The sequence below is a fragment of the Mucilaginibacter sp. OK098 genome (assembly GCF_900142915.1).
Taxonomy (GTDB): Bacteria; Bacteroidota; Bacteroidia; order Sphingobacteriales; family Sphingobacteriaceae; genus Mucilaginibacter.
In genome coordinates this window covers 365,291-390,200 of sequence record NZ_FRCM01000002.1, presented here as the reverse complement: position 1 = coordinate 390,200, position 24,910 = coordinate 365,291, and the positions used below count along the sequence as shown (strand labels likewise).

Sequence of the window (24,910 nt, the reverse complement as noted above, 5' to 3'; positions counted from 1 at the left end):
ATTTAAAAGGTCAGTAAACGCTTGAAAAGACACACTAAAATAAAATTATTAAATAAAAACCATACTTATTATGAAAAGAATCTACCTGGTTATTTGCCTGGTCCTATCGGGAAGCATTGCATTTGCTCAGCAAACAAATGACGCTGCAATTGTTCCAAAACCTGCCTTATTAGAAAAAGGCATAGGATCATTTACCATCAGCAAACACACCAATATAGTGGCAAAAGGAGCCGAAGCCATGAAAGTGGCAGGTATGCTCAATTACTTCTTCCAGAAAAAGTATGGATTTACATTAGGGATAAATAATGGTGTAGCTACAGGCGCTATCACTTTAAATACCTTATCGGCGGAAAAATTACCACATGAAGGTTATGAACTTAACGTAACTAATAATGGTATAAAAATATCCGGAGAGCCAGGTGGTGTTTTTTATGGTGTTCAATCTTTATTGCAATTAATTCATGTAAGTGGTAATCAACTTTCAGTTCCGGCAGTGAATATTAAAGATCAGCCAAACCTTGCTTATAGAGGATTAATGTTAGATGTTGGCCGGCATTTTTTTGAGGTAGGTGAAATTAAAAAGATCCTTGATGTAATGGCAAGCCTGAAATTAAACAGGTTTCACTGGCATTTAACTGACGACCAGGGCTGGCGTTTAGAAATAAAAAAATATCCCAAGCTAACTACTATCAGCGCATGGCGCGATTCAACTATTATTGGCGGGTATGGCGATTTCAAACCATTTATTTATGATGGAAAAAGGAGCGGAGGCTTTTATACCCAGGACCAGGCGCGTGAAATTGTAAAATATGCCGCAGAAAGAAATATAGAGGTAATTCCTGAAATAGAAATGCCCGGCCATAGTACCGCAGTATTAACCGCTTATCCTGAATTGGGTAATGGAACAGGTCCATATACAGTGCCGGGTTATTGGGGTGTGCATAATACCATTTATAACCCGGGTGAGCCAACCTTTAAATTTTTAGAAGATGTGTTAACCGAGGTTATGGCTATTTTCCCTGGTAAATATATCCACATCGGCGGAGACGAGGTTCCAAAAGATGAATGGAAAAATTCAGCATTTGCTCAGCAGGTAATACACGATAATCACTTAAAAGATGAAAATGAATTACAAAGCTGGTTTATTGGCCGGATAGAGAAGTTTTTAAATAAAAACGGAAGGAATTTGATAGGCTGGGATGAGATCTTAGAAGGCGGCTTAACGGCTAACGCAACGGTAATGAGCTGGAGAGGTGAAGAGGGAGGGATCCAGGCAGCACAACAGGGGCATAATGTGATCATGTCGCCGGGTAGTAACATGTATGTAGACCATGCCCAGGCTAAAGATGGCAAGACTGAACCTTTGGCTATTGGTGGTTTTTTACCATTGGATGTTGTATATAATTATAATCCGCTACCTGCTGTTTTAACCCCCGATCAGCAAAAACACATATCAGGGGTACAGGCAAATATGTGGACAGAGTATGTGGCAACTAATAACAAATTGGAATATATGCTATTCCCGAGAGCGATTGCCCTTGCAGAGGTTGGGTGGACTAAACCAGCGGATAAGGATTACGAAAGTTTTAGCAAAAACAGGCTACCGGTGTTTTTAAAGAACCTGGAAAAATCAGGAGTAAATTACAGGATCCCCGAAGCAGATATCAAGATTAGTGACGACACACAAATAGGAAGAAAAAAAATAACCATCACCCCTTTGGTTGCAGATAGCAAAGTATATTATACGATTGATGGGCATAAGGCAGACAACACAACAAACCTATACGATGGTTCAATAACAACACCTTTTACTAATGGACGGCCGTTAACCCTGAAGTATATTATAGTTACACCGGCAAACAGGGTAAGTAATGAATTTAGCGTGGATCTTAAATAAGCAGGTTTAATGTTACGCTTAAAGAATTATTTATAAACTAAAATATATAAATGAGAAAATTTATCCTGTCTGTAAGCTTGATGCTTTTCACTTTGGGTTTTGTATTTTCCCAAAGTAACCACCCAATTACACAGTCCGTTCCCGATGTCCCTTCAATAAAGCCGGGCGATAAAAAAATCACTTTTCCGGCAAGCCCTGATGGGTGTCACTTAATATTGAAGGGAAGCGATTATACACCGGTAATTGATAGTACAGGCAGGATTGTTAAGCCCCTGGTTGCAACAAAAGTAAACCTGTATTTTCAGTTGATAAGCAATAATAACGATACTGTTAAATATGATGTTTCAAAGCAAATAACGGTCCCCGGTAGGTTTATAGATAAAGGAATTAATCCGCAACCCTTTGTCATCCCTTCATTACGGGAATGGCATGGTGGGGCGGGAGATGTCTCTTTAACCCGCTCTTCCAGGATTGTTGTAAATGCTCATACACAAGCGTTGCAAAAAGTAGCCGGGATTCTGCAAAAGGAATTAAAAGAACAAAGCGGTTTTATTCTGAAAATATTAACGGGTAAACCCCAAAAAGGCGATATTTATTTAACCTTGCAGGAAAAAGATACGGCTATTGGTGAAGAAGGCTACTATTTTGAGGTTAAAAACTTTATAACCATCAGCGCATTAAAATACCAGGGATTGTTTTGGGGCACAAGAACCTTGTTACAATTACTGGAACAAAAGAAAGCCATCCCCTGTGGTATTGCGCGTGATTACCCTGAATTTAAAGTGCGCGGTTTTGTATTGGACGATGGACGTAAATTTTTTACGCTTCAGTTTCTGCGTGATTATGTAAAATTCATGTCTTACTACAAGATGAATGATTTTCAAATTCATTTGAGCGATAATGGGTTTAAAAAATATTTTAATAATAGCTGGGACAGTACCTACTCGGCCTTCCGTTTAGAAAATGCTACCTATCCTGGTCTTACTGCTAAAGGCGGCTTTTATACCAAAAAGGAATTTATTGCATTGCAGCAATTGGCAGATGATTATGCAGTGCGCATTATTCCGGAAATAGATGTGCCTGCACATGCGCTGGCTTTTACCAAAGCGGTTCCTGAAATTGGCAGTAAGCTGTATGGAATGGATCACCTCGACTTGCATAATCCGCTTACTTACACAGTTATTGAAAACGTGTTTAAAGAGTATATATCAGGCGATCATCCTGTATTTAGGGGTAAGGAGGTTCATATTGGTACCGATGAATATGCCAAAAAAGATGCGGAAGCTTTTCGCGCTTTTACCGACCATTTTATTAAGTATGTACAAGGCTTTGGGAAAGATGTAAGGCTTTGGGGGGCATTGACACACGCACAGGGCACTACGCCTGTAACCGTAAAAAATGTAACCATGAACACCTGGTACAACGGTTATGCCAATCCTGTTGAAATGAAAAAGCTGGGCTATAATCAGATCAGTACGCCCGACGGCTGGCTGTATATTGTGCCCGCTGCGGGCTATTATTATGATTACCTGGATACTAAAAATATTTATAACAACTGGACACCTTCAATGATAGGGGATGTGAATTTCCTGCCCGGCGATCCCACTATTATAGGCGGCTCTTTTGCTGAATGGAACGATATTGTAGGAAATGGCATCAGTGAAAAAGATGTGCATGACCGTGTGTTTCCCGCAATGCAGGTACTGTCTGAAAAAATGTGGACGGGAAGCCATACTGTTACAGGGTATGACGATTTTGAAGACGCAAGTAAAAAAATAGGTGAGGGCCCCTCGTTGAATATCCGTGGGAAAATGGGAAAAACAGATCAGCCAATGGTCGCCTTTTTTAATTTCGATAAAAGAAATAAAAACATACACCTTCAAAAGGCAGCTTATGCGGCGGGGATGAAAGGAAACGCCTTGTCTTTTTCAGGGAAAAATAGTTTTGCCAAATTACCCTATAAAGAGATCGGCTATGATTATACCGTTTCCTTTTGGATCAATCCTTCAAATAATAATGAAAATGGCGCTATTGTTTTTAAATCGCCAAATGCTGTAATTAAGTTAAAACAGGGAAACACAGGTAAATTAGGGTTTTCAAGGGAGGGGTATGATTTCGATTTTGATTATGTCGTTCCGGAAAACACATGGACCCATATTGTAATTGCCGGTACTAATAAGGGAACAATCCTTTATATAAATGGCGCACTACAAAAGAAACTGTATGGCGATTTCATTCAATTTACGGATAAAGACAAAACAAAAATGATAAAAATGGAGACTTTGTTTTTCCCATTGCAAATGGTTGGTGGTTTCAATGGAAAAATAGATGAATTGCGAATATGGAACAAAGTATTGTCAGATAAAGAAATTGAGGACTTGAAGCCGTAATAGGCTTGCTAAAGGAGCCACCGGCTTAACAAATCATCACCATGCTGGAAAGGTACCTCTGCGTGTCCGTAACTAAGTACCGGAGGTTACTATATTCTTCTCTTCAAGATAAATATTCAGACCAGTCTCTGTCTGGGTAACATTGGTCAATTCAAAGTATTCTAAAATACCTTCAGGTAAAATAAGACGGACAAGCGTTTCGTAAGGAGATAACAAGGGTGTTCGTATTTTGTTATGCTTATGCAAAATAAATACTTTTCTTATTCCCCCACAAGAATTCTGATTGATCCCTGATCCTCCGAAACTCGCTTGGAAAAGTATTAAAATGAAGAAAGCCACCGTGTGGTGGCTTTCAGTGATCCCGCTGGGATTCGAACCCAGGACCCCAACATTAAAAGTGTTATGCTCTACCAGCTGAGCTACGGAATCATACTTTAAGCGTTTCCGTTTAAAGTGGTGCAAATATAGGACTATTAGGCTATGGATGCAAGTGTTATTTTAATTTATTTTTTAATGTTTTTAAGCGCTTCATTGCCAGCTTTCTACATTTTAAAAATGCCTATTTTTCCACCGTTGCCGGCTAATAAAACCAATTTTCCACGTTTTGCCTTGCGGCAAACGTTAAAACTAATATCATCAATTTTAGTCCATGTTTTACCGCCATCGGTTGTAATATTGCTGCCAGGTGTACCCGTTGAGAGGAATGTATCGCCCATAATAAACTCTACACACGATTGAAAACCAGCAGGTTGTTTAACCGGTGGGCCTAAAAATTTAAAAGGATGGGCGGTATAGCTTACTGCTAGTGAGTCTGTTTTTTTATCATTTGCATAATCTCCGCCAATTAATACATTATTTTTTTTGCCGATGGCAACAGAAAATGATCCCTGGCTGGGCTTTCCATGTGTTATAGGGAAGTTTGCATAATCCCAACCGTTTTTATTTGACCAGGACAGCAGCCGGCTGCTTTTTCCTCCTGATGCTATAAATATTTTACTATCTATAACCCGTAAACAGGTACCGCTTGCAGCAAACGCAGCCTCGCCAGGTATTGCATATGGCTCATCTTTAAATGGGCTCCAGGTTTCGCCGCCGTTATTGGTTTCAAGCAATAAAAATTTGTTGTTGATGGGGTCACCTAATATTAAACCATGTTTTGGTTTGTTAAAATCCATGGCATCTAAAAAATAGGTTGTATCGGTATTTCTATATTTTACCTGCCAGTTTGCACCTCCATCATTAGTTTTTAAAACCAATGCCGGTGTACCTGAGCTCATGATCACCGCGCTTTTATCAGAAAAAGCCTCAATATCCCTGAAATCGGTTTTTTCAAATCCCTTTACCTGCTGCCATGTCCAGTTTTTGCCGCCATCGCGGGTAATGGCAATATATCCGTGACTACCACTGATCCATGCTACACTGTCGTCCACTACAGATAGACCACGGATACTGGTTGGTTTGCCCTCTTGTAATTTTAATATGCTTTGCGCTTTTAAACAAGCGGTGATCAACAAAAAAAGTGATAAGAAACCAAATTGCAACAGGCGGATTTTTTTCATTTTACCAGGATAAAGGATTGAATAGTTTACCCGAAATTAATTTTTACATCGCCAAGTTGCAACCAATTGTAGTTTTTTATATTTATAGAATGGCGTTTTGCATTAAAAATTTATATTTGCAGCGGTTAGAAGATGTGAGACGTGAGATATAAGTATGGAGATGAATTGTCTCATACCTCAAATCTAACATTTCAAATCTCTTTCATAATGCCCGGATGGCGAAATTGGTAAACGTTGCGGTCTCAGAAGCCGTTGAGAATTGTCTCTTGAGAGTTCGAGTCTCTCTTCGGGCACATCCATTTTAGATTTGAGACATTAGATTTGAATATTGAGACAGGTTTATAACTATTAATCTCATGCTCAAATCTAACATCTCAAATCTTTTTTAATATGCCCAGGTGGCGAAATTGGTAGACGCACCATCTTGAGGGGGTGGCATTCGTAAGGATGTGGCGGTTCGAATCCGCTCCTGGGCACACCCAATGCAAGTTAGACTATGTTGCTTTAATCAACTCGGCTGTAGGTAATTGCTTTTATTATATCGATGTAAAATGGTACCTGGTAATAAGCAAGCGCTGCAAAATAAATCTCAATTGGTTTCAACAGCAGTTGATGAAAAATATTATCCTTCCTTAAATGGTTTAAGAGGTGTTTCCATTATTATGGTGTTAATGGCTCACCTGCACCTGTCCCGCAATCCTGTTTATTCATTTTGCTTTAACGGTGCCCTGGGTGTTGACATATTTTTTGTTTTAAGCGGGTTTTTAATCACCAGTATTTGCTTAAGGGAGTACAAATTAACAGGGGGTGTGTCATTAAAAAATTTTTATTTAAGACGCATATTGCGGATAATTCCTGTTGCTTACCTGTACATCATATTAATAATCGCCCTTAATATTCTGTTTCATTTACAAATACCTTATTTTCAATTTATCAACGCCTCGCTATTTTTAATGAATTCGGGCTTTTTTCAGAAGCATACTTATACGCAAGAACTAGTGCATTATTGGTCGTTATCTGTAGAGGAACAGTTTTATATTATTTTCCCGTTTATACTAAAAAGAAGCTTTAAGGTGTTTTTTATTTATACCTTGGTTATAGTTACTGTTTTGCCTGTATTTTGCGGCTTCCAGGTGCTTTTGAACATACCCGACAATGGCTTTTTATACTTGCTTACGCGTCTGCTTTTTAAATTCCAGGCCATAGCTGTAGGGTGCCTGCTTGCAATGTTTGTATATAAAAAGCAGCTTGATTACAAATGGCTGCTATCCTATAAAACAACTGGAAATCTAGTGGCCATATTTATAATCTTCTTCATTCAATACGATCAATTTTACAGCATTAAAGCGGTTTATACCAATTTAACGATTTCTGTTTTAATTGCCTACATCATTATCAGTAATATAGTCGCCTCGCCGACTGTTATTTTTAGGCTGCTAAATTCGAGGGTGCTTTCTTTTATTGGTTTGCTGTCGTACAGTATTTACATTTGGCAGCAAGTATTTACGTACGGTAATCCCAAATTGCCATGGTACTTGATAACGTTTCCGTATAATTTAATTTTTATTATGATTGTTTCATGCCTGTCGTACTTCCTGTTCGAAAGGTATTTTCTTAGCTTGAAGTACAAATTCAGCAAAGTGAAAACCTGGGGTGGCTTAGTGGAAACAAATGAGTAAATACCTGGGAATGCTATCTTTTTTCTACTACACTTAATAAAGCGGGATATTTAACTTTAACCGATGGATTTTGTGGCTTTGGGTTGCCTTTAATTACATCCATTTCTTTTTGCAGCAAGGTTACCTGATTTTCAAGCACTGTAACTCGAAGATTAGTTATTTTTTCTTCAGTTTCCTGCGACGATTTTATGGATTGAATGTCTGCCTTAAGACCAAAATAAGTAGTAACTACTGATGCTACAATGCTGGCAGTGCTAATGATTGTAACCACCACGTTTTTTATGGTAATGCCTTTTATCTGATGATTTTCGATAGCTGTCATAGTTTATGTTTTTTGGATAGTTTAGTTTTTATAATAATAATGAGAGGGCCTGAACCGGTTTTACTGTTGAAAAAATCCGCAGAACTGATAGTACCTGTAAACTCTTTTTAAACGTCCTTAAGATTTGATATGGAATTTGGTATTTGTCTACGAATGCGCTGTAAAGTTTTTTGAGGATTAAAATTTTTTTATTGAAGTATTTAATCCGTTAATATTTGGTTTATTTGAAAATGCATACTTCTTTAAAGCAAAACTTCGATATCTTCAAACAAAAGTTGGATGCTGACATAAAAGAAATACCACAAGTATTTCAAGCGAAATATTTATCCGGATTAGACGGACTACGAGCAATTTCAATCACTTTTGTTGTATTGGCTCATTCCTTGCTAGGAAAAGCTTGGGATAATTACTTCCCTGGGAGCATAGGAGTCGACATATTCTTTGTAATAAGTGGGTTTTTAATTACCACGCTTTTATTGAAAGAAAAAATTAGAAATGGAAAAGTTTCCTTAAAAAAATTCTACGTTCGGAGGATATTAAGAATATTCCCGGTTGCATATCTTTATTTATTCTGTCTCTTAATTCTTACCTATATTTTTCATTTAGATACAACCTTAAGAATGTTTCTAATAGCTGGACTTTATTTGAGGAATTTTCCTATACAACAGGGCGGCAATTGGCAAACAGCACATTTTTGGAGTTTAGCCGTTGAAGAACAATTTTATTTGCTTTTCCCTTTCATTTTAGTTAGATCTATAAAAAAATACCTGTTTCTGGTATTACCGATCTTAATTACATTGCCATTTATTATTATAGTTGGTCAGCTTTCATTTCATGCCTTTAATTATCAAATTATAGGTAAATTTATTTTGTCTTTTACTTATTTGCTTGGTTGGGGCACGTCATCAATCCTTATAGGATCCGTCACATCTATTTTAATATTTAAGCGAATAATAAACGTAGATGACAGACAACCATATTTTTTAAGCCTTATTGTTTTCGTTGTAGCTATCTGCTTTCATATAACCGGCGTTCTGAATTGGAACGCACTCATTTATATTTTTCCTACTTTAATTAGCTATGTAATTGTTCTTAATTTAAAAGGTGCTAACTTTTTTTCATTGATATTAAATCATCCAATTTTAATTAAGGTGGGCAAGCTTTCATATAGTATTTATATATGGCAGCAATTATTTACTTTAAGTCAACCATGGAAAGGATATTTTAAATATTCAGATTCATTGTTATTAAATGGGATTGCTTTATTAGCGGTATCTTATACTTCGTACACTTTTTTTGAAAGTAAATTTTTGAATCTTAAAGGAAAATTCAGAACTATTTAAGGAGTGGATAGGATAAAGCCATTTAAATCAAGTGCAGCTGGTGTCATTACGAACGTTGAATTTTGATTCAGTATTCTCATAAGGTTTTATCAGGGCTGATGTTTGAATATGGAGAGTTGTTGAATTAGCATTAATCGTTTTGTCGCAGGCCAAATAAACTTTAAATTCGAATTTTGGGATACTAAATGGTCAAACTTGAAACTGTTATAAAGAGGAGTAATAATAATTTTGATTTGATAAGGCTTTTAGCGGCTTTAATGGTTGTGTTTGGGCATTCATTCCAGCTATTCAGGAATGATGGATATCCCGAACCAGTAAGCCATTACTTTCCGGATCTAAATTGTGGAGGTTTGGCTGTAGATATATTTTTCTTTTTAAGCGGACTTTTTATTACAGCGAGCTTTGTGAATAGCCCAAGTAGGCAGGCATTTATCATAATGCGAATATTCCGGATTTGGCCAGCATTAATAGTATGCACCATTGTTACTGTATTTTTAGTCGGGCCTGTAGTGTCTAAATTAACCGTATTTCAATATTTTAATTCCAAAATTACCTGGAGTTATTTGTTTCGTAACATAACGCTTCAAAATGTAAGGTTTTTTCTCCCTGGTATGTTTGATGCCAATCATGACCCCCGCACCGTTAATGGCCCGCTTTGGACTTTACCGGTTGAAGTTGGATGTTATTTTTTGACATTCATTATGGGTATTATGTGTGTTTTTAAGGAGAAATGGTTTACAGTTCTGATCTTTACTACGCTGATCCTGCTTTATGCGTTTAATTATGAGCAATTATTTATTTATTGGAACAAACCGGTTCCGTTTTTCTTTGCAGGCAGCCTGGCTTATATCCTGAGAAAATATATAATAATTGATTATTAAATATGTTTAGGGCTGATAGCTTTAACATTCATTCATTATAACATTATTTTTCTTTACATAGTAATAATATATGCCGTACTTGTTATAGGATCATCAGGCATTTGCTTGGTTTTTGTTTATTGTGTTTTCGGGTGTGAAATCTAAATTATTCTGCTTGGCGGCTAAAGCGATTGAGAGATTAACATTATCAGCCGGATTGCCGGAAAGGTTTGCAAATGAGTTGTCTTGCCAGTCGGTATTAAAATCACTCCCATCAACCTTTACTAATGCTTGTCCTGCTGTGCCTCCGTTTGGAACACCTGCCCCTAAAAGCGATACTCCATCTCCCCAAATTCCTGCCGTTTTTGGGCCGAAAATTGTGTAATTAGAAGTGTTGATGTAAAAATTTCCATTAACGCCCGTGGTGCTGTTTGATGGATTGATGGTGCCGGACAGTATGGTGTTACCATTTAGCCCGTTTGTACCATTGGTTCCGGTGATTCCCTGTGGGCCCTGCGGACCGGTGGCCATGGAGAAGACTTGCGACCATGCTCCTGCTGCTTTTTTATAAAAGATGCCGGTTAAGGTATTGATATAGCTATCCATGTTTTTACCCGTTGCTAAAGCCGGCAACCCGGCGCCGTAAAGTAAAGTTCCATCGGCGGCATCTGCAGCGGGAAGGGTGTAAACAACAGTCCAGATGCCGGATACTTTTTGTGCGAACGATCCGGATGAAGTGTTTACAAATACATCGCCGTTTTTGCCTGTTGCGTTTTGTGGCAAGGTTGTACCAAAGGATAAATTTGCACCAACAGTAAGGTTCGCCTGCAAAAACTGCAGCAATAAAGTAAAAGTATATTGATAATCTGTATCGCCATTTACAAGCAACGATATATCCGACGCATTTACTGACGTAGCTATAGGTAATTCGCTTATTTTTTTGTCTGTTGGCATTAGTTTGTTAATTAATGTTGTTAAATGAGATTCAAAGCTTTGAAAGTTTAATAAGTATGATCTTATTTTAAGGCTTATGTATTATTGGGTTTGCAATCTTCTCATATCTTGCTTTAATAAACTTTAGTGAAATAATTGCATTTATTTGCCTCTTAAGCTAACTAAGGATAAAAAGTTTTTATATTGCATCACTCATATATGATAGTATTGTGAATTGAGTGACAATGAAAAGAAGATTCTTAACTACCATCCAAAATATTTTAGCAAGTTCCCGGATAATTACACTTTTAGCTTTTAAGGTTAGAAATCAGTGTAATCGAATAATTGTTCAACGGTATGCTGTTAAAAGTATGTCGCCGGATATTAATGGTGAATATTTAGTTTTGAATTTTCTTATGCCAACTTGCAATAGTTATTTTGACGTTGGCGCTAATAAAGGAAATTGGTCTTCTTATATCTTAGAAAATTCAGGTAATAATTTGACCTCGATATATCTTTATGAACCCGGAAATAGTGCATTCTCAATTATTTCAGACCGGTTTAAGGATCTTAGTAACGTACAGATTACTAAAATTGCCTTGAGTGATCACATTGGAAAGCTTGATTTTTACGAACAGGAGAACGCCGGAGAATTGTCATCTGCTTCAGAAAAATGGGTATCTGGCAACAGTTCAAAAATCGAAGTTGAAACATCAACGCTGGATTCTGAATTATCAAGGTTACAATTAAAACATTTAGATTATCTTAAGATTGATACAGAAGGGTTTGATTTAAAAATACTTAAAGGTGCTATGGACGCTATAACTCATCATAAGATTGGATTTATTCAATTCGAATATAATTATGTATGGACAATGACTGGCTCTACTTTATTAAGTGCATATGAATTGTTGGAAGGTTGTGGATATAAAGTATACCTCATTAAACCTGATGGGTTGTATACTTATGACGTAAGAAAAAATGGTGAGTTTTTTGCTTTTTCTAATTTCCTAGCTATATCTCCCTCAAATACGTTGCCTTTGAAAAGAATAGTAAAAGGCGCTGCTTAATTCTGATTTTTCTGATACAAGTCAATCCTTAAACCATGTTTAGTTCATGAATTCATAAAAGGGCAAATGGCCGTCGGTTGCTGCTGCACCATACCCCGGATAATTAAAATCATTTTTATCGATGCTTCTGATCCTCGGACCAGATTGCCTGCTGCTTTTGTTTTTGTCGTTATAGCGCCATAACGGGAAATCGTTTTTATTATCAAAAAGGAATTTTTCCACTTCGTTGGCATGGGCATTGGCTACGCTGCGTTGCTGCTGCACCAGTTTTACAATGTCTTTTGGCGCTACGGCATCTCCGTTATCGTGGTGTTTTACTACCGGGCCTGTTGGGGTGTAATGCACTGCATCAGCCTCAATAAAACGGGCGAAGGTGAAGTAAACCAGCGTGGGTGCCAAACCTTCATATAAAACTATATGCCCGTATTTGTCCAGGTATTCGCTGCCATTAAACAGGTCTTTGTAAGATTGTGGGGCATCGTCTTTTATTGTTCCATCTTCGTTAAAATACTGGATGAAATTATAGTATAAAGCGTGACCCAAAAATGGTTTCAGATCCAGGTCCTGCGCTTTTTTGATGAATACGTTCAGGCGTTCGGGTTTTATGTTTACAGAGATATCCTCGTATCGCTGAAATGTTGTTTGGTTGATTAGTTGCATTTTTTAGTTGATTAAGTTGGAGTTAGTTGATTGGGTTGATTGAGTTGGATTCGGTAGATTGATTGAGTTAGGGGGGGGATGTTGTTAGTGTTATAGAGGTTTCAAGGGCAGTATTTAAAACCTAATCAACTCAATCTAACTTAATCAACCAAATCAACTCCTGCTACACATCGCCTCGGCCGCTGTTTGTTTAAAACCATAGGCATAAACCAGGATGGCTATTTTGTTTTCGATAGGGATTGTGGATAGCAGCAATTGGTTAATGCTGTTGCCGGCTTTTATGCCGGCAATATCATCGGCAACGTTAGCCGGTACCGGTAATATGTTCCAGTTGTTTTTGAGGTTGATGCCGGTGTAAAAGTGGCTGAAGATCTCTTCAAAAGCTTCAGACAGTTCCAGCCTGTCGGGCGCTGTATTATCGTTAAATTCGCAGATGGCCTGCTTCTTTTCGCCGCCATTGCTCAGGCCGGATGATTTTTCAGCATTGATCAGCTCTTTAGGGATAGAAAAGCCTTTGATAATGCGCGCCTCTACAGATTTTTCGGTGATTTCAAAAAGCTTGTCGTTGTTTTGGATAGAGTAGGGTTTAAATTCTGGTTTGGAGCTTTCATCCTCATATTCAATAACAATGATCTTTTGTGCGCTCTTTGCTCCCTGGAATGAACCAAGGTCTTTTTCCAATTGTGATGGTGTGTTATTGTAAGGTTGCTCATCACTATCTGGAGCTGTATTATCTGCTTCCTCTCTTCGCGATTGCATAAAAAGCATTGTTGACGGGAGAAACCCAGTTGTAACTTCACGATTGTTAAAGACCTTGATGCCGGCTTCGGTTTCAAAATCTTCCCAAACACTGTCGGCTTCTATCAATGGATAATCATCTACTTCGGGGTTGAAGTAATAAAGCTGCCCTTTGTAGTTCTGCCATCCGCCTGCTGCCAGCACCTGGTCTTTTATAGCCTGCTGATCAGGGTTGTATTTATCAAGGAAGGTGATCTTGCTGCGCATGATGTTCTTCCAGGTCTTGCGACCCCAGTCGCTGTAGATGGCATATTTATCGGCAGTATCAGGGCAGTCAGTATCTCCCATGCGAATGTCCTCGAACTTTATATAATTTACTGATGCTATTTTAAAATTGGCATTGTAATTTACATGGATGCCAAAACCGGTAAACAGAGCCTTGTCAGTAGCTACAGCTTTTAGCAGCTTGGCTAACGTTAAACCTTTTGGGTTGATGACCTGCCTACCCAGTTCCGGCTGTTCAAAGCCATTGCCGGCTATGAACTTTGTCCGCTTGTTCCAGCAATCTTTTGCAGTAGGAGAGGCTGCCACCAGCTCGAGCATCCGCTGTGGATAGGCATTATCCATATCGTAATTAAGGATGCCGAAAGTTTGATTTGGCCTTACGAAGATGCGGCGTTCTATTTGTGGTAAGTAAGTTTTCATATTATTTAGTCATTATGTCATTGGTCATTAGTCATTGGTGGGGTGTTTGTTAAGTGAAAACCCATTTAGAGATACAAGGTCATTAGCCATCTCAAAAAAATGACTAATGACACAATGACCAATGACTAAGCAGTTAATGCTTCCAGGGCAGCAATCGTACTTGCATAAGTTGCTGTGCCGCTTTCTGGCGCGATGGATACTGCACGTGGTGGGTAAGGCTCCCTTAATTTATCGGGGTTGGTTAGCTTCAGCTTGTAACCTCCATCAAGGGTTTCATCAGCTGCGGTGCGTTCGGCATCCGTTAATATTAAACCATTTACGGCGCCGAATAATTCAATGGCTGAATCGCTGCTTTTATAGTTGTTTACTGCTATGGCGCAAACCCGACCGTAGCCCATTGCCATTAATTGAGTTTTAACATCTACCGAAAAACCGGCTATGTTAAAATCAATTTCTTCGGTATAGCGTGGCCCAACAGCGGTTTTTGCCAGTTTTGAAATGGTGTTGAAGCTGTTGTTTGTTCCCTCGAATTTGTACACCTTAGCGGTACTTACGGCTGTAAGCCCTTTAACTATAAGCGGATTCAGGGTATCATATGTTAGGGTAATATCATCCTGGTTAAAGATGTAGATCACATCCTCAATACCGGCAGTAACGGGCGAGTCTGTCCCTAGGCTAAACCCTGCGTTTATTTTATTGTAGATTGACATTTTTAGTTGATTAAGTTAGATTGGGTTGATTAAGTTGATTGGGTTGGGATAGGCTGATTAAGGAGGATTGATATGTTTTAGCTTTTACAACTCAATCAACCACTCACTTAATCAACCGCGCTTATGCGCTCAGATAAAACAGCTCGTTAGCAAATTTGTAGTTTACGGCAGCTTTCATGCGGGCTTTCATGCGCACTACGTTATCATTGGTGTAAGGCTTCATGTAAACGGTTGACAGTTCTGAAGCATCGCCTAACAAATCGACCCCTAAAAACAGGTTTGATGAACGTGCACCCAAAATGGTGTTGGCCTGCCAGTGGTTCATGATCTGTAACGGGATGCCTAAGTAATCCATCTTCTTCATATCAGTAAAGGCATTGATAACGTTCAGTGCTTTGTTAGCCTGTGCCTGTGCGTAAGCATAACCTACGTGTAAAGGGATCTGCAGGTTAAAATCATCCTGGATCCGGTCTGCCGGATCAAGCTGGGCATAAACGCTGCCTAATACTGATAGCACATTGCTCACGTTGATGTAGCTTACTGTTGCTGCCGTTGAAGTATTAGCAAAAGTAGCGGGCTTGCGGCTATTTACCTCATTGTAGTTACGCACCAGTTTGAATGTGGTTGCACTTGCTATTTGGATGAAGTATGATTGTCCCTGCAGATCAATACCCGGAGTACCATTAGTAGTATCCTTGCTGGTACCGGTTACTGCGGTGATGGTAACCACATCACCATCAGCCAGGGTTGATGTATCAGCCACGGTTACTATGCCGGTTGCGCTAATTGCAGTTGCGGCCATTGAAGTTGCCGGTTTGGCTAATCCAACTTTGTAAACGCCTGAAGCTGCCGCAATGGTTGGCAGTAAGCCGGGGAATGCAGCGGTAAATGTAGCCTCTTTGGTTGAGCCTTTACCCAGCCAGTATAAACGCTCGTTAGCTATCTGGATCTTGGTTAAGTAACGCTGCACCATAAAGTCTGAGAGGTCAACTACACCTTCATAGTCTAAAAATGCGCCGGGTTTTAAGCTTTGGGCTTCCCAGCTTTGGATCAGTTTGTCCCACTGTTCCTGTTTCATAAATTCGTACACTACCGGGTCAAGATAGCTTTCGTTTTGCAGGGCAGTTGTTCCCTGGTCGTGGAAGATGCCTGATGGATCCTGTAATACTACGTCATCATCAACGTCAAGGATTATCTTGCGTGCTTTAACGTCGTTAATAACAGTAAGCAGTCCGCGTTTTACGGAATCGGCTTCCAGTAGTGTGCTTGCCATAAACCCGGCCAGCGCTTCGCCGGCATAGGTGTTGTTTGTAAATGTAAATTGAGCCATGTTTTGTTGTAAGGATTTTTTTGTGTTTGATTGTCCATGGTCCATAGTCGATGGTCCATGGTTTAGTGGGGTAAGAGAAGTTGCTATGGTCTATTGACCATCGTCCATGGACTAATTCGCGATCGCTTTCTTAACTGCGTTTTTAGCCAAAGTGCTGGTTGGTGCGAAGAATGCAACAGGTTCTGTTTTGGCCTTGTTGCTGCGTTTAGAGCCTTCGGGGGTAAAGTCTGATTTGATTTCATTTTTTACTTTTTCACGGGTTTTCTGAAGGCGGGTGTTTGCTGTTTGCAGGGCTTCTTTTGCTTCGGCTAATAAAGCGTTTTGCGCATGCAGCTTTGCTTTAATTTCCTGCAGTTTGTTTTGGATAGCCATTGGTTTTTTGGCTGATTTGAACTTGTCGGTAGTTGTTTCATCATCGTCTTCAGCAGCATTCGGGGCGGCATCCGGATCAGTTTCTGCAGGGATTACCTGTTGCACCTGACCTCCTTTTACGGCAATTTTGCTGCCAGTTGCTGTGGTGTAGGTGTCGGCAGGAGCGGGTGTGGTCATGTCTTCATCCTGGTACACTTCTGTGCCTTCATCCATTTCGCCGGTGTGGTGCAGTGTGCCTTTGTCAGTAATGGTTTGCTTGTTTACTACCTTCTTAAAGAAGTTCATAATCTTATCCAGAACCGATGTGGTTTTTTCGATAAGTTCTTTGTTTTCGATGTTCATGTTGTTTTTATTGGTTAGGATTCTGTTAATGCATCTCTGGTACACGGCAGGTGCTGTGCTGATATAGTTTTTAATGATGGCGCTGTTGGTGATATCAGTGCTGTAATCCTCTACCTGGTTGATAAAACCAAGATCAAGCGCCTGATCGGCAGATAACCAGGTGACGGAGTTGATCAAACTATTAACTGTAACTCCGTCCAACCCGGTTTTATCCATATAGATCTGCGCCAAACGTGACTGGACTATATTTAACATCTGCACATCTTTTAAAAGCTCATCGGCATTGCCACCCGAGCCTACCAGCGGTTTATGGATCATGAGCAGTGCATATTTGCTCATTACTACTGTTTTACCGCCCATGGCAACTATTGAAGCTGCCGAGGCGGCAAGAGCATCAATGTAAGTGGTTACGGTGCCCTGGTATTTTTTGAGCAGGTCATAAATAGCGATGGCATCAAATGCGCTCCCGCCTGCCGAACTGATGTGTACTTCCACATCCTGCCCGGCTGCTGCTTCCAGTTGCGACTGGATGTAAGCTGATGATAAGTTGCCGGAACCTATGCAATCTGCATCGGTATCGTATAAGTAAATTTTGTAGCTCATGATTGAGATTTGAGATGTTTTTGTAGTCCGAAAGTCAGTAAAGTCCGAAAGATGAATTTGACGTTTTTTGTCACCGTGATACTTGTGCGACGTTAAAGTCGCTTTGCTAAGATGCCTCACTCACTCAAGATGACAAAAAGGTTTCAATGTTTTATATGCTAATTGGCATAATTCAAAGATCGGAATAAGTTTTTGATTGGGTGCTGACAGTGTTTTGTCAGTATGATTGTTTCTGAACCAGGATTTTTGGGATTAAAGGATTTTCGCGATTTTAATTGACAAGCATCCCATAAATCCATTAATCAGCTTAATCCCGGTTCAGACTATTCAAAGATCGGGATAAGTTTTTGTTTAGGTGCTGACACTGTTTTGTCAGTACGTTGTTATTTACGCTGCAGGTTGTTTAAAATAACATCTAAGCGTTGCTGAACTGTAGTATCGCTGGTAATTTCAATTACCGGGCAGTTTAGTTTGTTCAGCCAGTTTTGGTGAGCCTGCAGGTTTCGGCCGTTGGTGGTGTTATCATCATAACCGGTGGCCCATTCAACAAATTCCTTATATAAACGGTTGCGTGTAGCATCAGTAAATATAATATTACCGTAGCGATCCAGCTCCCTGGCTTTTAAACGTTCCATCCTTATTGGCTGTGGTAAATATAAAAACACAACACAATCAAATGCTGTGAGCCACTCATCGCCCCAATTTATAATTGAACCGCCAAGGATCCAGTTGTTGCTTAGCAATAAATCATCTTTAAGCATCTTATTCCTGTCTTCAAATGAATACCTGGAAGTAAAGGGTATTTCAGATGGCTGCCAGAAATACTTATCAGTATCAAAGTAAGGGTAGGATAACTGTCTTGCCATGGCCATGCCTAAGGTTGTTGAACCTGCACATGATGCCCCCATTATATGTATTTTCATTGCCCTGCAAATATAAATACAGGGATTAATAAATTGGATCAGGCGCTGGTATATTTCAAAGATCGGGATAAGTTTTTGTTTAAGTGCTGACAGTGTTTTGTCGGCATGTTGCTATTTCTGAACCAGGATTTTGGGATTAAAGAATTTTCGCGATTTTAATTGACAAGCATCCCATAAATCCATTAATCTGCTGAATCCCGGTTCAGACTATTCAAAGATCAGTATAACTTTTTATTAAAGTGCTGACAGTGTTTTGTCAGTGTTTTACAGGATTAGCGTTTTCTGATACGGTATCGCCTTTCCCATAAAGAACATCGTTTCTGCTATCCCTTAAAGATTCTTCATATAATTGCTTGTTTACAGGATCTGTTTCTGTTTGAAGTAATCCTTTTAGATAAGCGTCGCTTTGCTCATTTTTATTTAATAGTTTTAATATCATTGCTTTACCAGTAGCCAAACCGCAATAGCTTTTATTTTTAAGGTTCATTGTATCAAGTATCTTATCGTAATTTGACAAGGCGTTTTTATAACACTTTGCCGCAGATATCGTATCGCCTGTTTTTTCGTAAGCCAACCCGGTAAGAGCTATGATAAGGGCATCATTAGGCCTTAGTTTTAACAGATGTTTTACCGTTTCCAACGCTTCGTTATATTGCTTTAATTGATTCTGAAATGAAAATTTGTTCCAATACGCCGTGACATAATTACTATCAATTCTAATTGCCTTGTCTAACAGATTTATACCGTTTACAACTGATTTGTCGTCTGTCCCAAAGTGCATAACTAACTGCATTGCCGAATCGTTTAGCTTTATTGACAAGGGATTTATTTTCCTTTTTGGCTTAGCGCACGAGCAAAAGCATATAATGATAATTAAAGCTGATAATATTTTACGTTGGTTTGGTTTCATGAATTAAAGGTATGATAATCAGGTCAAATAAAAAGAAATGCCTCTTTACTTCCCTTCCTCAAAACTATTCAGCGCCCGCCACACCGTCCGTTCATCCTTATCAAATTTACCGCCGGCTTCCAGTACGGCCTGGCGCTTGGTTAAGCAGCGGGTTTGCATTTGGGCCTGTACCCACAGGTAGATCTCGCGGTAAGTAAAAACTTTTGTGGTTATAAAGCCAGCTTTGTACATGGCAGAGAATATACCATCGTCAAATAATGAGTTGGCAAGTTTGATGTTCATTGGAGGGGGAGTTGGTTGGGTTGGATTGATTGAGTTGTTATAAGGGTTGTAAAAGTTGTAGTTGTTGTAAAGTTGTTTTTACCTTTCAGCTTTCGCCTTTCAGCTTTTACCTCTACAGGTTTACCCGGTTAATGGTTTGTGCCAAAATATTTTGCAGTTCCGTTGTGAAACTCAAAGATCCTGTCGGTTTTGTTATAGCTTTTTATCATGCTTTGCAACGCCGGCCATCCATAATAAATACTCTGTGCATCACGTAACGCACCCGCTTTAAGGTTGGGGATGTCTTGCCCAACTACTGTAATTACTTGCCCAGCGTTCGCACATGCGATGCTAAGCAAAACCTGGAGGATGGCCACGGTCTTACCTGAACTTGTACCGCCTTGGTTTATAACAATATGATTATCAGTATAGTAGTTTTGGCGAAATAGCACTGAAGCTTTTTGAGGGATCATTTTTTAATGTCGATTTATTTTTATATTTGTTACATAAAACCTGTTAAGCCTGCAGCTATGCAACGTATTTACTTTTTATTGATCCCCATTTTTATATGCTTTTTTTGTGCTTGTGGCAACAAAAGCAGCAATACGCCGGCTAATTTGCAGCAGGTGCTGATTATCGGAAAATGGAACCTTCAAAAGCAAAGCGAAGAAGTGCTCATCGATGGGACTTTGAAAACTGACACAACAATGCTGGCATCAAACAAGACCCTTAGCTTTGCACAATTTGACGCTGACGGTAAATTTAGCTCAATAAGCTTTTACAATTCAGGTGGCATTGGCAGCACATCATTGGGTAATGTTATAGCTGCTGACAGTTTAAGCGGTACGTATAGTTTTGCAGGACTGGCGTTTAAGCTTTCATCGGCAGGCCTGGGTGGTTTTGGCGTTGGTACTGTAAATTTCAGCACCGGCCCTGTTCCTGTAATCCACCTGGTATCGCAATCGGCACAAATAGTACAATTAACGGCATCGCTATTAACCTTACATATGGAATATACCACCACCCAAACCCTTAATACCGACGTGAAGAATTATAAATACGTGCTTGATTATTATTACACCAAATAATTATCAAAAGGGGAGGCCTTATAAAAACAATTGGTACATTTAACATTACCAATTATAAGGTTATGAAACACAAATACATACTGCTTATTTTGCCTGTATTGTTACTGTGTATGCAAGCGTGTAAAAAAGATGCTGCATCGCCGCAGGCAAAAATAACAGTTGTTGGAAAATGGTTTATAACCAAACACGACCTGAAGCTGGTACGGGATGGCGTACAAATTGATGAAGAAATAAAAACCAATTACACAACGGATGACTTTGCACAATTTTTTGAAGACGGCAGCGGTTATCAATCAGCTAAAGGAACAAGGATAGCGCCCGGCCTTTCTACATTTAACTACAAGCTTAAGGGTAATATAATGACATTGTATGTTGATGGCGGCCATGGTGTTGCTGAAACAATTACAAAGCTTACTGAAACAGAATTTGCAATACATGCCGAAAGCCAGGTATCGGATCCACAGAATATTAACCTGGTTGATACCGAGATTGACGACTTTTCATTTAAGCGTTAGCCGCTATAGTATAACCTCTTTTTCGCTTTCGGCAGGCGTTGGGCCCGATTCAAAAACCTGTACCGCAAGGACGTGGGACTGCTCTTCGGCTGGTTTAATCTCCTTACGCTCATTCCATCCCATATTTTTAAGCGCGAATATTGCGCCGGCGGCTGATTGGGCATGGAGCTTTTTTTCGTACGATGCCTCAATCCGCAGGTGCGCCCATTTAAGCACTTCGGCAAATTCGCCATTCTCCATGTAATCATCAAAAGCCATGAGGCTGTTGAAGCCTAAAGACAAAGCGAGCCCGGCAAGCGTGGCAGGTTCCGGATCACGGTCCCATACTTTTTGAGTAGGGGCGGGCTGCTCTTTAGTTTCTTTTCCTGGTTTTGTTTCCAGGTGGTATTCGCCTTCAATAAAATTAAAATAGGCGTCAATACGTAAGGCAAGGTTATGTTGATCAGTAAAGCAGGGTGGGAACATTGGTTATTATGATTAATATGCCAATTAGCATAGTACAGATGTAAAGATAAGGATTTTAAAATTGAAATGCAAATATTTTTAGCAAAATAATTTTAAAGTTTTTAATTTTCGTTAAAGGAAAAAGTGGCCTAAATATCATGTGAATAAGACATGTTTCAGCATTGTTACGATTTTAAGGTTAAAAAATGTTAAATTGTTAACTAAATTTTACACGCAGGCAACTTTAGATGTTTTATCTTCGTTTTTAATTTAGTAGATTTAATTAATAATTTAAAATATGCGCATTAGGAGGTTTACTCACCTTATATTTTTCATTTCTCTATCATTTATGGCGGTGCTTGCATCGTGCCAGAAGGATAGTGATGTGAAGGATAGCAGCGCATTAAAAACAAGCCTTGCTGCAGACAGTGCGGCTACTTTATCGCCAGGTAACTTTTTGGCAGCAAGTGGCACATTATCATTTACACTGAAAGATTCGACCTATGTGTTTGATGCATCAAAAGATTCGATAGCATTTATTACAGTGCATGATGACAATGATGATACCAAACGATACTTTGGTATTACGGCCATAAATAAAGAGCATACCATGAGCTTTGGCATAAGTTCATCAGGCTATGTGCATAATGATAAAAGCGGTGATATTGCCGGTAGTCAGTTTTTGTTGAATCCGGGGTATAAAAAGCCAGCCTTTCAGTTTTCACTAAGCAAATATGCTGATCAAAAAGATTTTGGAAATATTTACGTTGACAAATATAACCAGGATAGTGTACTTGCCAAAGGCACATTCCATGCCTTTTTAGCTCCGGATGATAAAGCAAATGCTCCCGTTTACAAAGTTGAAGGGACATTTAATTTGAAGCTGAAGTAGGGTAGTTCATGGATCATAGTTAATAGTTCATGGCCGGAGTAAATCTCAAATTGAACATCGAACCCAAAAGCAAAGTAAATCCGAAATCGAAATTCCGAATTTCGAAATCAATAAATCATCCCAACGTAATAAAACCCTTTGCCTTTAACCTTTTAGCTTTCACCTGCCTGAAATGCGGCCTTTTTTGTGTACATTTGCATAAATTTAAAAACATTGATGAAAGTATTTATTGCAGGCTTGCCACTTGAAGTGGATGAGGCCGAATTAACTGCTGTGTTTGGTGATTTTGGGCCGGTTAGATCGCTCAGGATAATTAAAGACCGCGAAACAAAAGAGAGTAAAGGTTTTGGTTTTGTAGAAATGGCCAATGATGACGAGGCGAAGGAAGCGATTAGGTGCATGAATGGAGCAAGTTATTATGGTCGCCGTATTACGGTTAACGTTGCCGAGGATAAAGGTCCCGGTTTTAACGGTGGCGGTGGTAATAAAGGTGGTTTTAGACGCAATTAATTGCCCATAACAATATTCTTTTTTATTGGGAAAGCTCTCCGATTGGATCGGGGAGCTTTTTTTTTGCCAGGCCCCCTAACCCCCTGAAGGGGGAATTAAATGTATATTTCGCTATAATATTTCAAGGCTTCGTCTTATAGGTATTCAATAAAATGACCCCCACCTCAAACAATTTTCCGTTTTACTGCTTAAATTTGCAGTATGAAACCCGGAGATAAAGTAATCTGCATAAACGATAAGATAGATCCTGAAAAAAGCGCGGAGATCCGCCAGGATTTTGAGATCTGGATAACGCGGGATAAGGAATATACCATCCGCGAGATCCTCGATAACAGCGGTATAGTTACCGGTGTGCTGCTTGATGAGGTGCATAACTTCCCCAAGTTTTTTAAACTGATCAACCGTTTCCAGGAGCCAGCTTTTGCCATGTGGCGTTTCCGCAAGCTGCAGTATGCAAGCAAGCCTGCCGAAGAGGAAAGCGCAGTGGAAGAATTGGTGAAAGAAGCTAAAGAACTGGTTAAAATAGAACGATAGACATAAATAAATATCATGGAAAAGAAATTTGTTTTGGGTGATGTTGTAGTAATGATTGCCGATGGCCCCAAAATGGCTGTTGAAGGCTATTTTTTAAACGAGGATATAAAGACCGGTGCACTTACAGAAAGCGATGAACTGGTTAACGTGGTTTATTATGACGGCACCGAGTTTAAACGCGAAACCTTTCACCAGGACTTATTGCTTTTTATTGATGAAGTAGAGGGGTAGGTGGGGAGGAAGTCCGAAAGTCCGAAAGTCCGAAAGTCCGAAAGTCCGAAAGTCCGAAAGTCCGAAAGTCCGAAAGATAGAAAAAGCAAAGCGATGCAAGGTGGGTGTCATCCTGAGCTCTGTCGAAGGACGACGTGCGCAGTGGCCCTTTCCAGTTGCTAAGCATGACGCTGAGGCCTTTGCTCGTGTCGCCCTTCGAGAGCCTCAGTGTGGCACCCCACACAAGTTAAATATAATTCACTATCTCACCAATTCACAATTAATGAACGCCCTTGTACACGACGATAAAACCTTTGAAGATGAGAACTATGCAGGCGCAACTGTAAGTGGCAAAGAGTTCAATAACTGCACCTTTAAAAAGTGCGATTTTAGCAATAGCAACTTCGCCAATAATAAATTTATCGACTGTGTTTTTGATGGCTGTAACCTGTCGTTAATGAAGCTTACCAAATGCACCTTAAGCAGTGTTGAATTTAAAAACTGCAAGATCCTTGGCGTAAACTTTACCGACTGTGTTGATTTTTTGTTCAGCGTTGGGTTTGACGGCTGCATATTGGATTATTCATCCTTTATGCTAAAAAAAATGCTGAAAACCAGGTTTAGTAAATCAACCTTAAAAGAAGTAACCTTTACCCAGGCCAATCTTGCCGGCTCCGTATTTAGTGATTGCGACCTTAACGGCGCCATATTTAACCGTACCGACATCAGCAACGCCAACTTCATCACCGCCTATAATTATGATATTGACCCCGAGATAAACTCGGTTAAAAAAGCCAGTTTTTCTGCACAAGGCATTCATGGGTTGTTGAGTAAGTACCAGTTGAAGATAGTTTAGCCTACCGCATTGTAGTGTTTTAGAATGATAAGCATCGCCATAAGCAGCGATGCCAGTAATGCCATTGCAAGCCATGGTTTGGGTTGTTTAATTAAGTTCATAGTAGTAATATTTATAGAATTTGTCATTGCGATCCGCTAGCCAGCGGAGGGCAATCTCATACTTTACAGAGCGGATAGAACGGTGGAAAACCTGCAAAGCGTAAATGCATAGTTCGCGATTGCCACGCTGCGCTCGCAATAACATAGTTTATC

Annotated in this window: 26 protein-coding genes and 3 tRNA genes; 15 read left to right on the top strand and 14 right to left on the bottom strand. The window is 39.5% G+C overall.

The features are described from left to right. The first annotated feature begins 70 nt into the window (after positions 1-70). A complete protein-coding gene (locus BUE31_RS08895) occupies positions 71-1,897 on the top strand; it encodes a beta-N-acetylhexosaminidase (RefSeq protein ID WP_073402527.1) in 1,827 nt (608 codons plus the stop codon). A gap of 50 nt (positions 1,898-1,947) precedes the next feature. Further along, positions 1,948-4,287: a family 20 glycosylhydrolase gene (locus tag BUE31_RS08890; RefSeq protein WP_200801895.1), complete on the top strand. Its 2,340-nt coding sequence runs from the start codon at positions 1,948-1,950 to the stop codon at positions 4,285-4,287. A 356-nt stretch (positions 4,288-4,643) separates the two neighbouring features. Here BUE31_RS08890 and BUE31_RS08885 read toward each other — a convergent pair. After that, positions 4,644-4,716: transfer RNA gene (locus tag BUE31_RS08885), tRNA-Lys, on the bottom strand. 113 nt (positions 4,717-4,829) lie between these two features. Then, complete coding sequence (locus BUE31_RS08880) at positions 4,830-5,846, bottom strand: WD40/YVTN/BNR-like repeat-containing protein (protein ID WP_073402525.1); 1,017 nt, start codon at positions 5,844-5,846, stop codon at positions 4,830-4,832. Between the two features lie 209 nt (positions 5,847-6,055). Between BUE31_RS08880 and BUE31_RS08875 the strand changes: the two genes are divergently transcribed. The 3 genes from BUE31_RS08875 (at position 6,056) to BUE31_RS08865 (ending at position 7,525) form a co-directional block, all read left to right on the top strand. Beyond that, positions 6,056-6,139, top strand: a tRNA-Leu gene (locus tag BUE31_RS08875). Between the two features lie 99 nt (positions 6,140-6,238). Continuing rightward, positions 6,239-6,322, top strand: a tRNA-Leu gene (locus BUE31_RS08870). Between the two features lie 75 nt (positions 6,323-6,397). Continuing rightward, positions 6,398-7,525: an acyltransferase family protein gene (locus tag BUE31_RS08865; protein WP_073402523.1), complete on the top strand. Its 1,128-nt coding sequence runs from the start codon at positions 6,398-6,400 to the stop codon at positions 7,523-7,525. 13 nt (positions 7,526-7,538) lie between these two features. Here BUE31_RS08865 and BUE31_RS08860 read toward each other — a convergent pair whose 3' ends face one another. After that, positions 7,539-7,847, bottom strand: a complete 309-nt coding sequence (locus tag BUE31_RS08860; protein WP_073402521.1) for a hypothetical protein — start codon at positions 7,845-7,847, stop codon at positions 7,539-7,541. A 230-nt stretch (positions 7,848-8,077) separates the two neighbouring features. On the opposite strand from BUE31_RS08860, the gene BUE31_RS08855 reads away from it, so the two are divergent. After that, entirely contained in the window at positions 8,078-9,190 is a 1,113-nt protein-coding gene (locus tag BUE31_RS08855; RefSeq protein ID WP_073402519.1) for an acyltransferase family protein, read from the top strand. A 185-nt stretch (positions 9,191-9,375) separates the two neighbouring features. Beyond that, positions 9,376-10,071: an acyltransferase family protein gene (locus BUE31_RS08850; RefSeq protein WP_073402517.1), complete on the top strand. Its 696-nt coding sequence runs from the start codon at positions 9,376-9,378 to the stop codon at positions 10,069-10,071. A 93-nt stretch (positions 10,072-10,164) separates the two neighbouring features. Here the strand turns inward: BUE31_RS08850 and BUE31_RS08845 are convergent, their stop codons facing one another. Continuing rightward, positions 10,165-11,004, bottom strand: coding sequence for a hypothetical protein (locus tag BUE31_RS08845; RefSeq protein WP_073402515.1), 840 nt, complete (start codon positions 11,002-11,004; stop codon positions 10,165-10,167). 350 nt (positions 11,005-11,354) lie between these two features. On the opposite strand from BUE31_RS08845, the gene BUE31_RS08840 reads away from it, so the two are divergent. Then, positions 11,355-12,053, top strand: coding sequence for an FkbM family methyltransferase (locus BUE31_RS08840; protein WP_073402513.1), 699 nt, complete (start codon positions 11,355-11,357; stop codon positions 12,051-12,053). Positions 12,054-12,092: 39 nt separating this feature from the next. Here BUE31_RS08840 and BUE31_RS08835 read toward each other — a convergent pair whose 3' ends face one another. The 9 genes from BUE31_RS08835 to BUE31_RS08795 form a co-directional block, all read right to left on the bottom strand. After that, complete coding sequence (locus tag BUE31_RS08835) at positions 12,093-12,713, bottom strand: DUF6712 family protein (RefSeq protein WP_073402511.1); 621 nt, start codon at positions 12,711-12,713, stop codon at positions 12,093-12,095. Positions 12,714-12,866: 153 nt separating this feature from the next. Continuing rightward, on the bottom strand, positions 12,867-14,156 hold the full coding sequence (locus BUE31_RS08830; RefSeq protein ID WP_143167066.1) for a hypothetical protein: 1,290 nt from the start codon (positions 14,154-14,156) through the stop codon (positions 12,867-12,869). A 125-nt stretch (positions 14,157-14,281) separates the two neighbouring features. Next, positions 14,282-14,866 (bottom strand): hypothetical protein, encoded by a 585-nt coding sequence (locus tag BUE31_RS08825; RefSeq protein ID WP_073402507.1) that lies wholly within the window; start codon positions 14,864-14,866, stop codon positions 14,282-14,284. 121 nt (positions 14,867-14,987) lie between these two features. Then, positions 14,988-16,196, bottom strand: coding sequence for a hypothetical protein (locus tag BUE31_RS08820; RefSeq protein ID WP_143167065.1), 1,209 nt, complete (start codon positions 16,194-16,196; stop codon positions 14,988-14,990). A gap of 111 nt (positions 16,197-16,307) precedes the next feature. Then, entirely contained in the window at positions 16,308-17,513 is a 1,206-nt protein-coding gene (locus tag BUE31_RS08815; RefSeq protein ID WP_073402503.1) for a head maturation protease, ClpP-related, read from the bottom strand. A 383-nt stretch (positions 17,514-17,896) separates the two neighbouring features. Further along, a complete protein-coding gene (locus tag BUE31_RS08810; RefSeq protein WP_073402501.1) occupies positions 17,897-18,436 on the bottom strand; it encodes a P-loop NTPase family protein in 540 nt (179 codons plus the stop codon). A 256-nt stretch (positions 18,437-18,692) separates the two neighbouring features. Then, positions 18,693-19,346 carry a tetratricopeptide repeat protein gene (locus BUE31_RS08805; protein WP_073402499.1) on the bottom strand — a complete coding sequence of 218 codons (654 nt, stop codon included), beginning with the start codon at positions 19,344-19,346 and terminating at the stop codon, positions 18,693-18,695. Between the two features lie 45 nt (positions 19,347-19,391). Next, complete coding sequence (locus BUE31_RS08800; RefSeq protein WP_143167064.1) at positions 19,392-19,628, bottom strand: hypothetical protein; 237 nt, start codon at positions 19,626-19,628, stop codon at positions 19,392-19,394. Positions 19,629-19,756: 128 nt separating this feature from the next. Continuing rightward, positions 19,757-20,080 (bottom strand): hypothetical protein, encoded by a 324-nt coding sequence (locus tag BUE31_RS08795; protein ID WP_073402495.1) that lies wholly within the window; start codon positions 20,078-20,080, stop codon positions 19,757-19,759. Between the two features lie 57 nt (positions 20,081-20,137). On the opposite strand from BUE31_RS08795, the gene BUE31_RS08790 reads away from it, so the two are divergent. Together BUE31_RS08790 and BUE31_RS08785 are read left to right on the top strand one after the other, a co-directional pair. Next, positions 20,138-20,695: a hypothetical protein gene (locus BUE31_RS08790; RefSeq protein ID WP_143167063.1), complete on the top strand. Its 558-nt coding sequence runs from the start codon at positions 20,138-20,140 to the stop codon at positions 20,693-20,695. A 62-nt stretch (positions 20,696-20,757) separates the two neighbouring features. Beyond that, positions 20,758-21,210 (top strand): lipocalin family protein, encoded by a 453-nt coding sequence (locus BUE31_RS08785; RefSeq protein WP_073402492.1) that lies wholly within the window; start codon positions 20,758-20,760, stop codon positions 21,208-21,210. A 3-nt stretch (positions 21,211-21,213) separates the two neighbouring features. Here the strand turns inward: BUE31_RS08785 and BUE31_RS08780 are convergent, their stop codons facing one another. Then, positions 21,214-21,675, bottom strand: a complete 462-nt coding sequence (locus BUE31_RS08780) for a terminase small subunit (protein WP_073402490.1) — start codon at positions 21,673-21,675, stop codon at positions 21,214-21,216. A gap of 277 nt (positions 21,676-21,952) precedes the next feature. On the opposite strand from BUE31_RS08780, the gene BUE31_RS08775 reads away from it, so the two are divergent. From BUE31_RS08775 to BUE31_RS08755, 5 genes are all read left to right on the top strand, one after another. Then, positions 21,953-22,546, top strand: coding sequence for a hypothetical protein (locus tag BUE31_RS08775; protein ID WP_143167062.1), 594 nt, complete (start codon positions 21,953-21,955; stop codon positions 22,544-22,546). 216 nt (positions 22,547-22,762) lie between these two features. Further along, positions 22,763-23,056 carry an RNA recognition motif domain-containing protein gene (locus BUE31_RS08770; RefSeq protein WP_073402486.1) on the top strand — a complete coding sequence of 98 codons (294 nt, stop codon included), beginning with the start codon at positions 22,763-22,765 and terminating at the stop codon, positions 23,054-23,056. Positions 23,057-23,257: 201 nt separating this feature from the next. After that, positions 23,258-23,590, top strand: coding sequence for a hypothetical protein (locus BUE31_RS08765; RefSeq protein WP_073402484.1), 333 nt, complete (start codon positions 23,258-23,260; stop codon positions 23,588-23,590). A 15-nt stretch (positions 23,591-23,605) separates the two neighbouring features. After that, entirely contained in the window at positions 23,606-23,821 is a 216-nt protein-coding gene (locus BUE31_RS08760) for a YodC family protein (protein WP_073402482.1), read from the top strand. A 262-nt stretch (positions 23,822-24,083) separates the two neighbouring features. Next, entirely contained in the window at positions 24,084-24,656 is a 573-nt protein-coding gene (locus BUE31_RS08755) for a pentapeptide repeat-containing protein (RefSeq protein WP_073402480.1), read from the top strand. Positions 24,657-24,910: the final 254 nt, after the last annotated feature.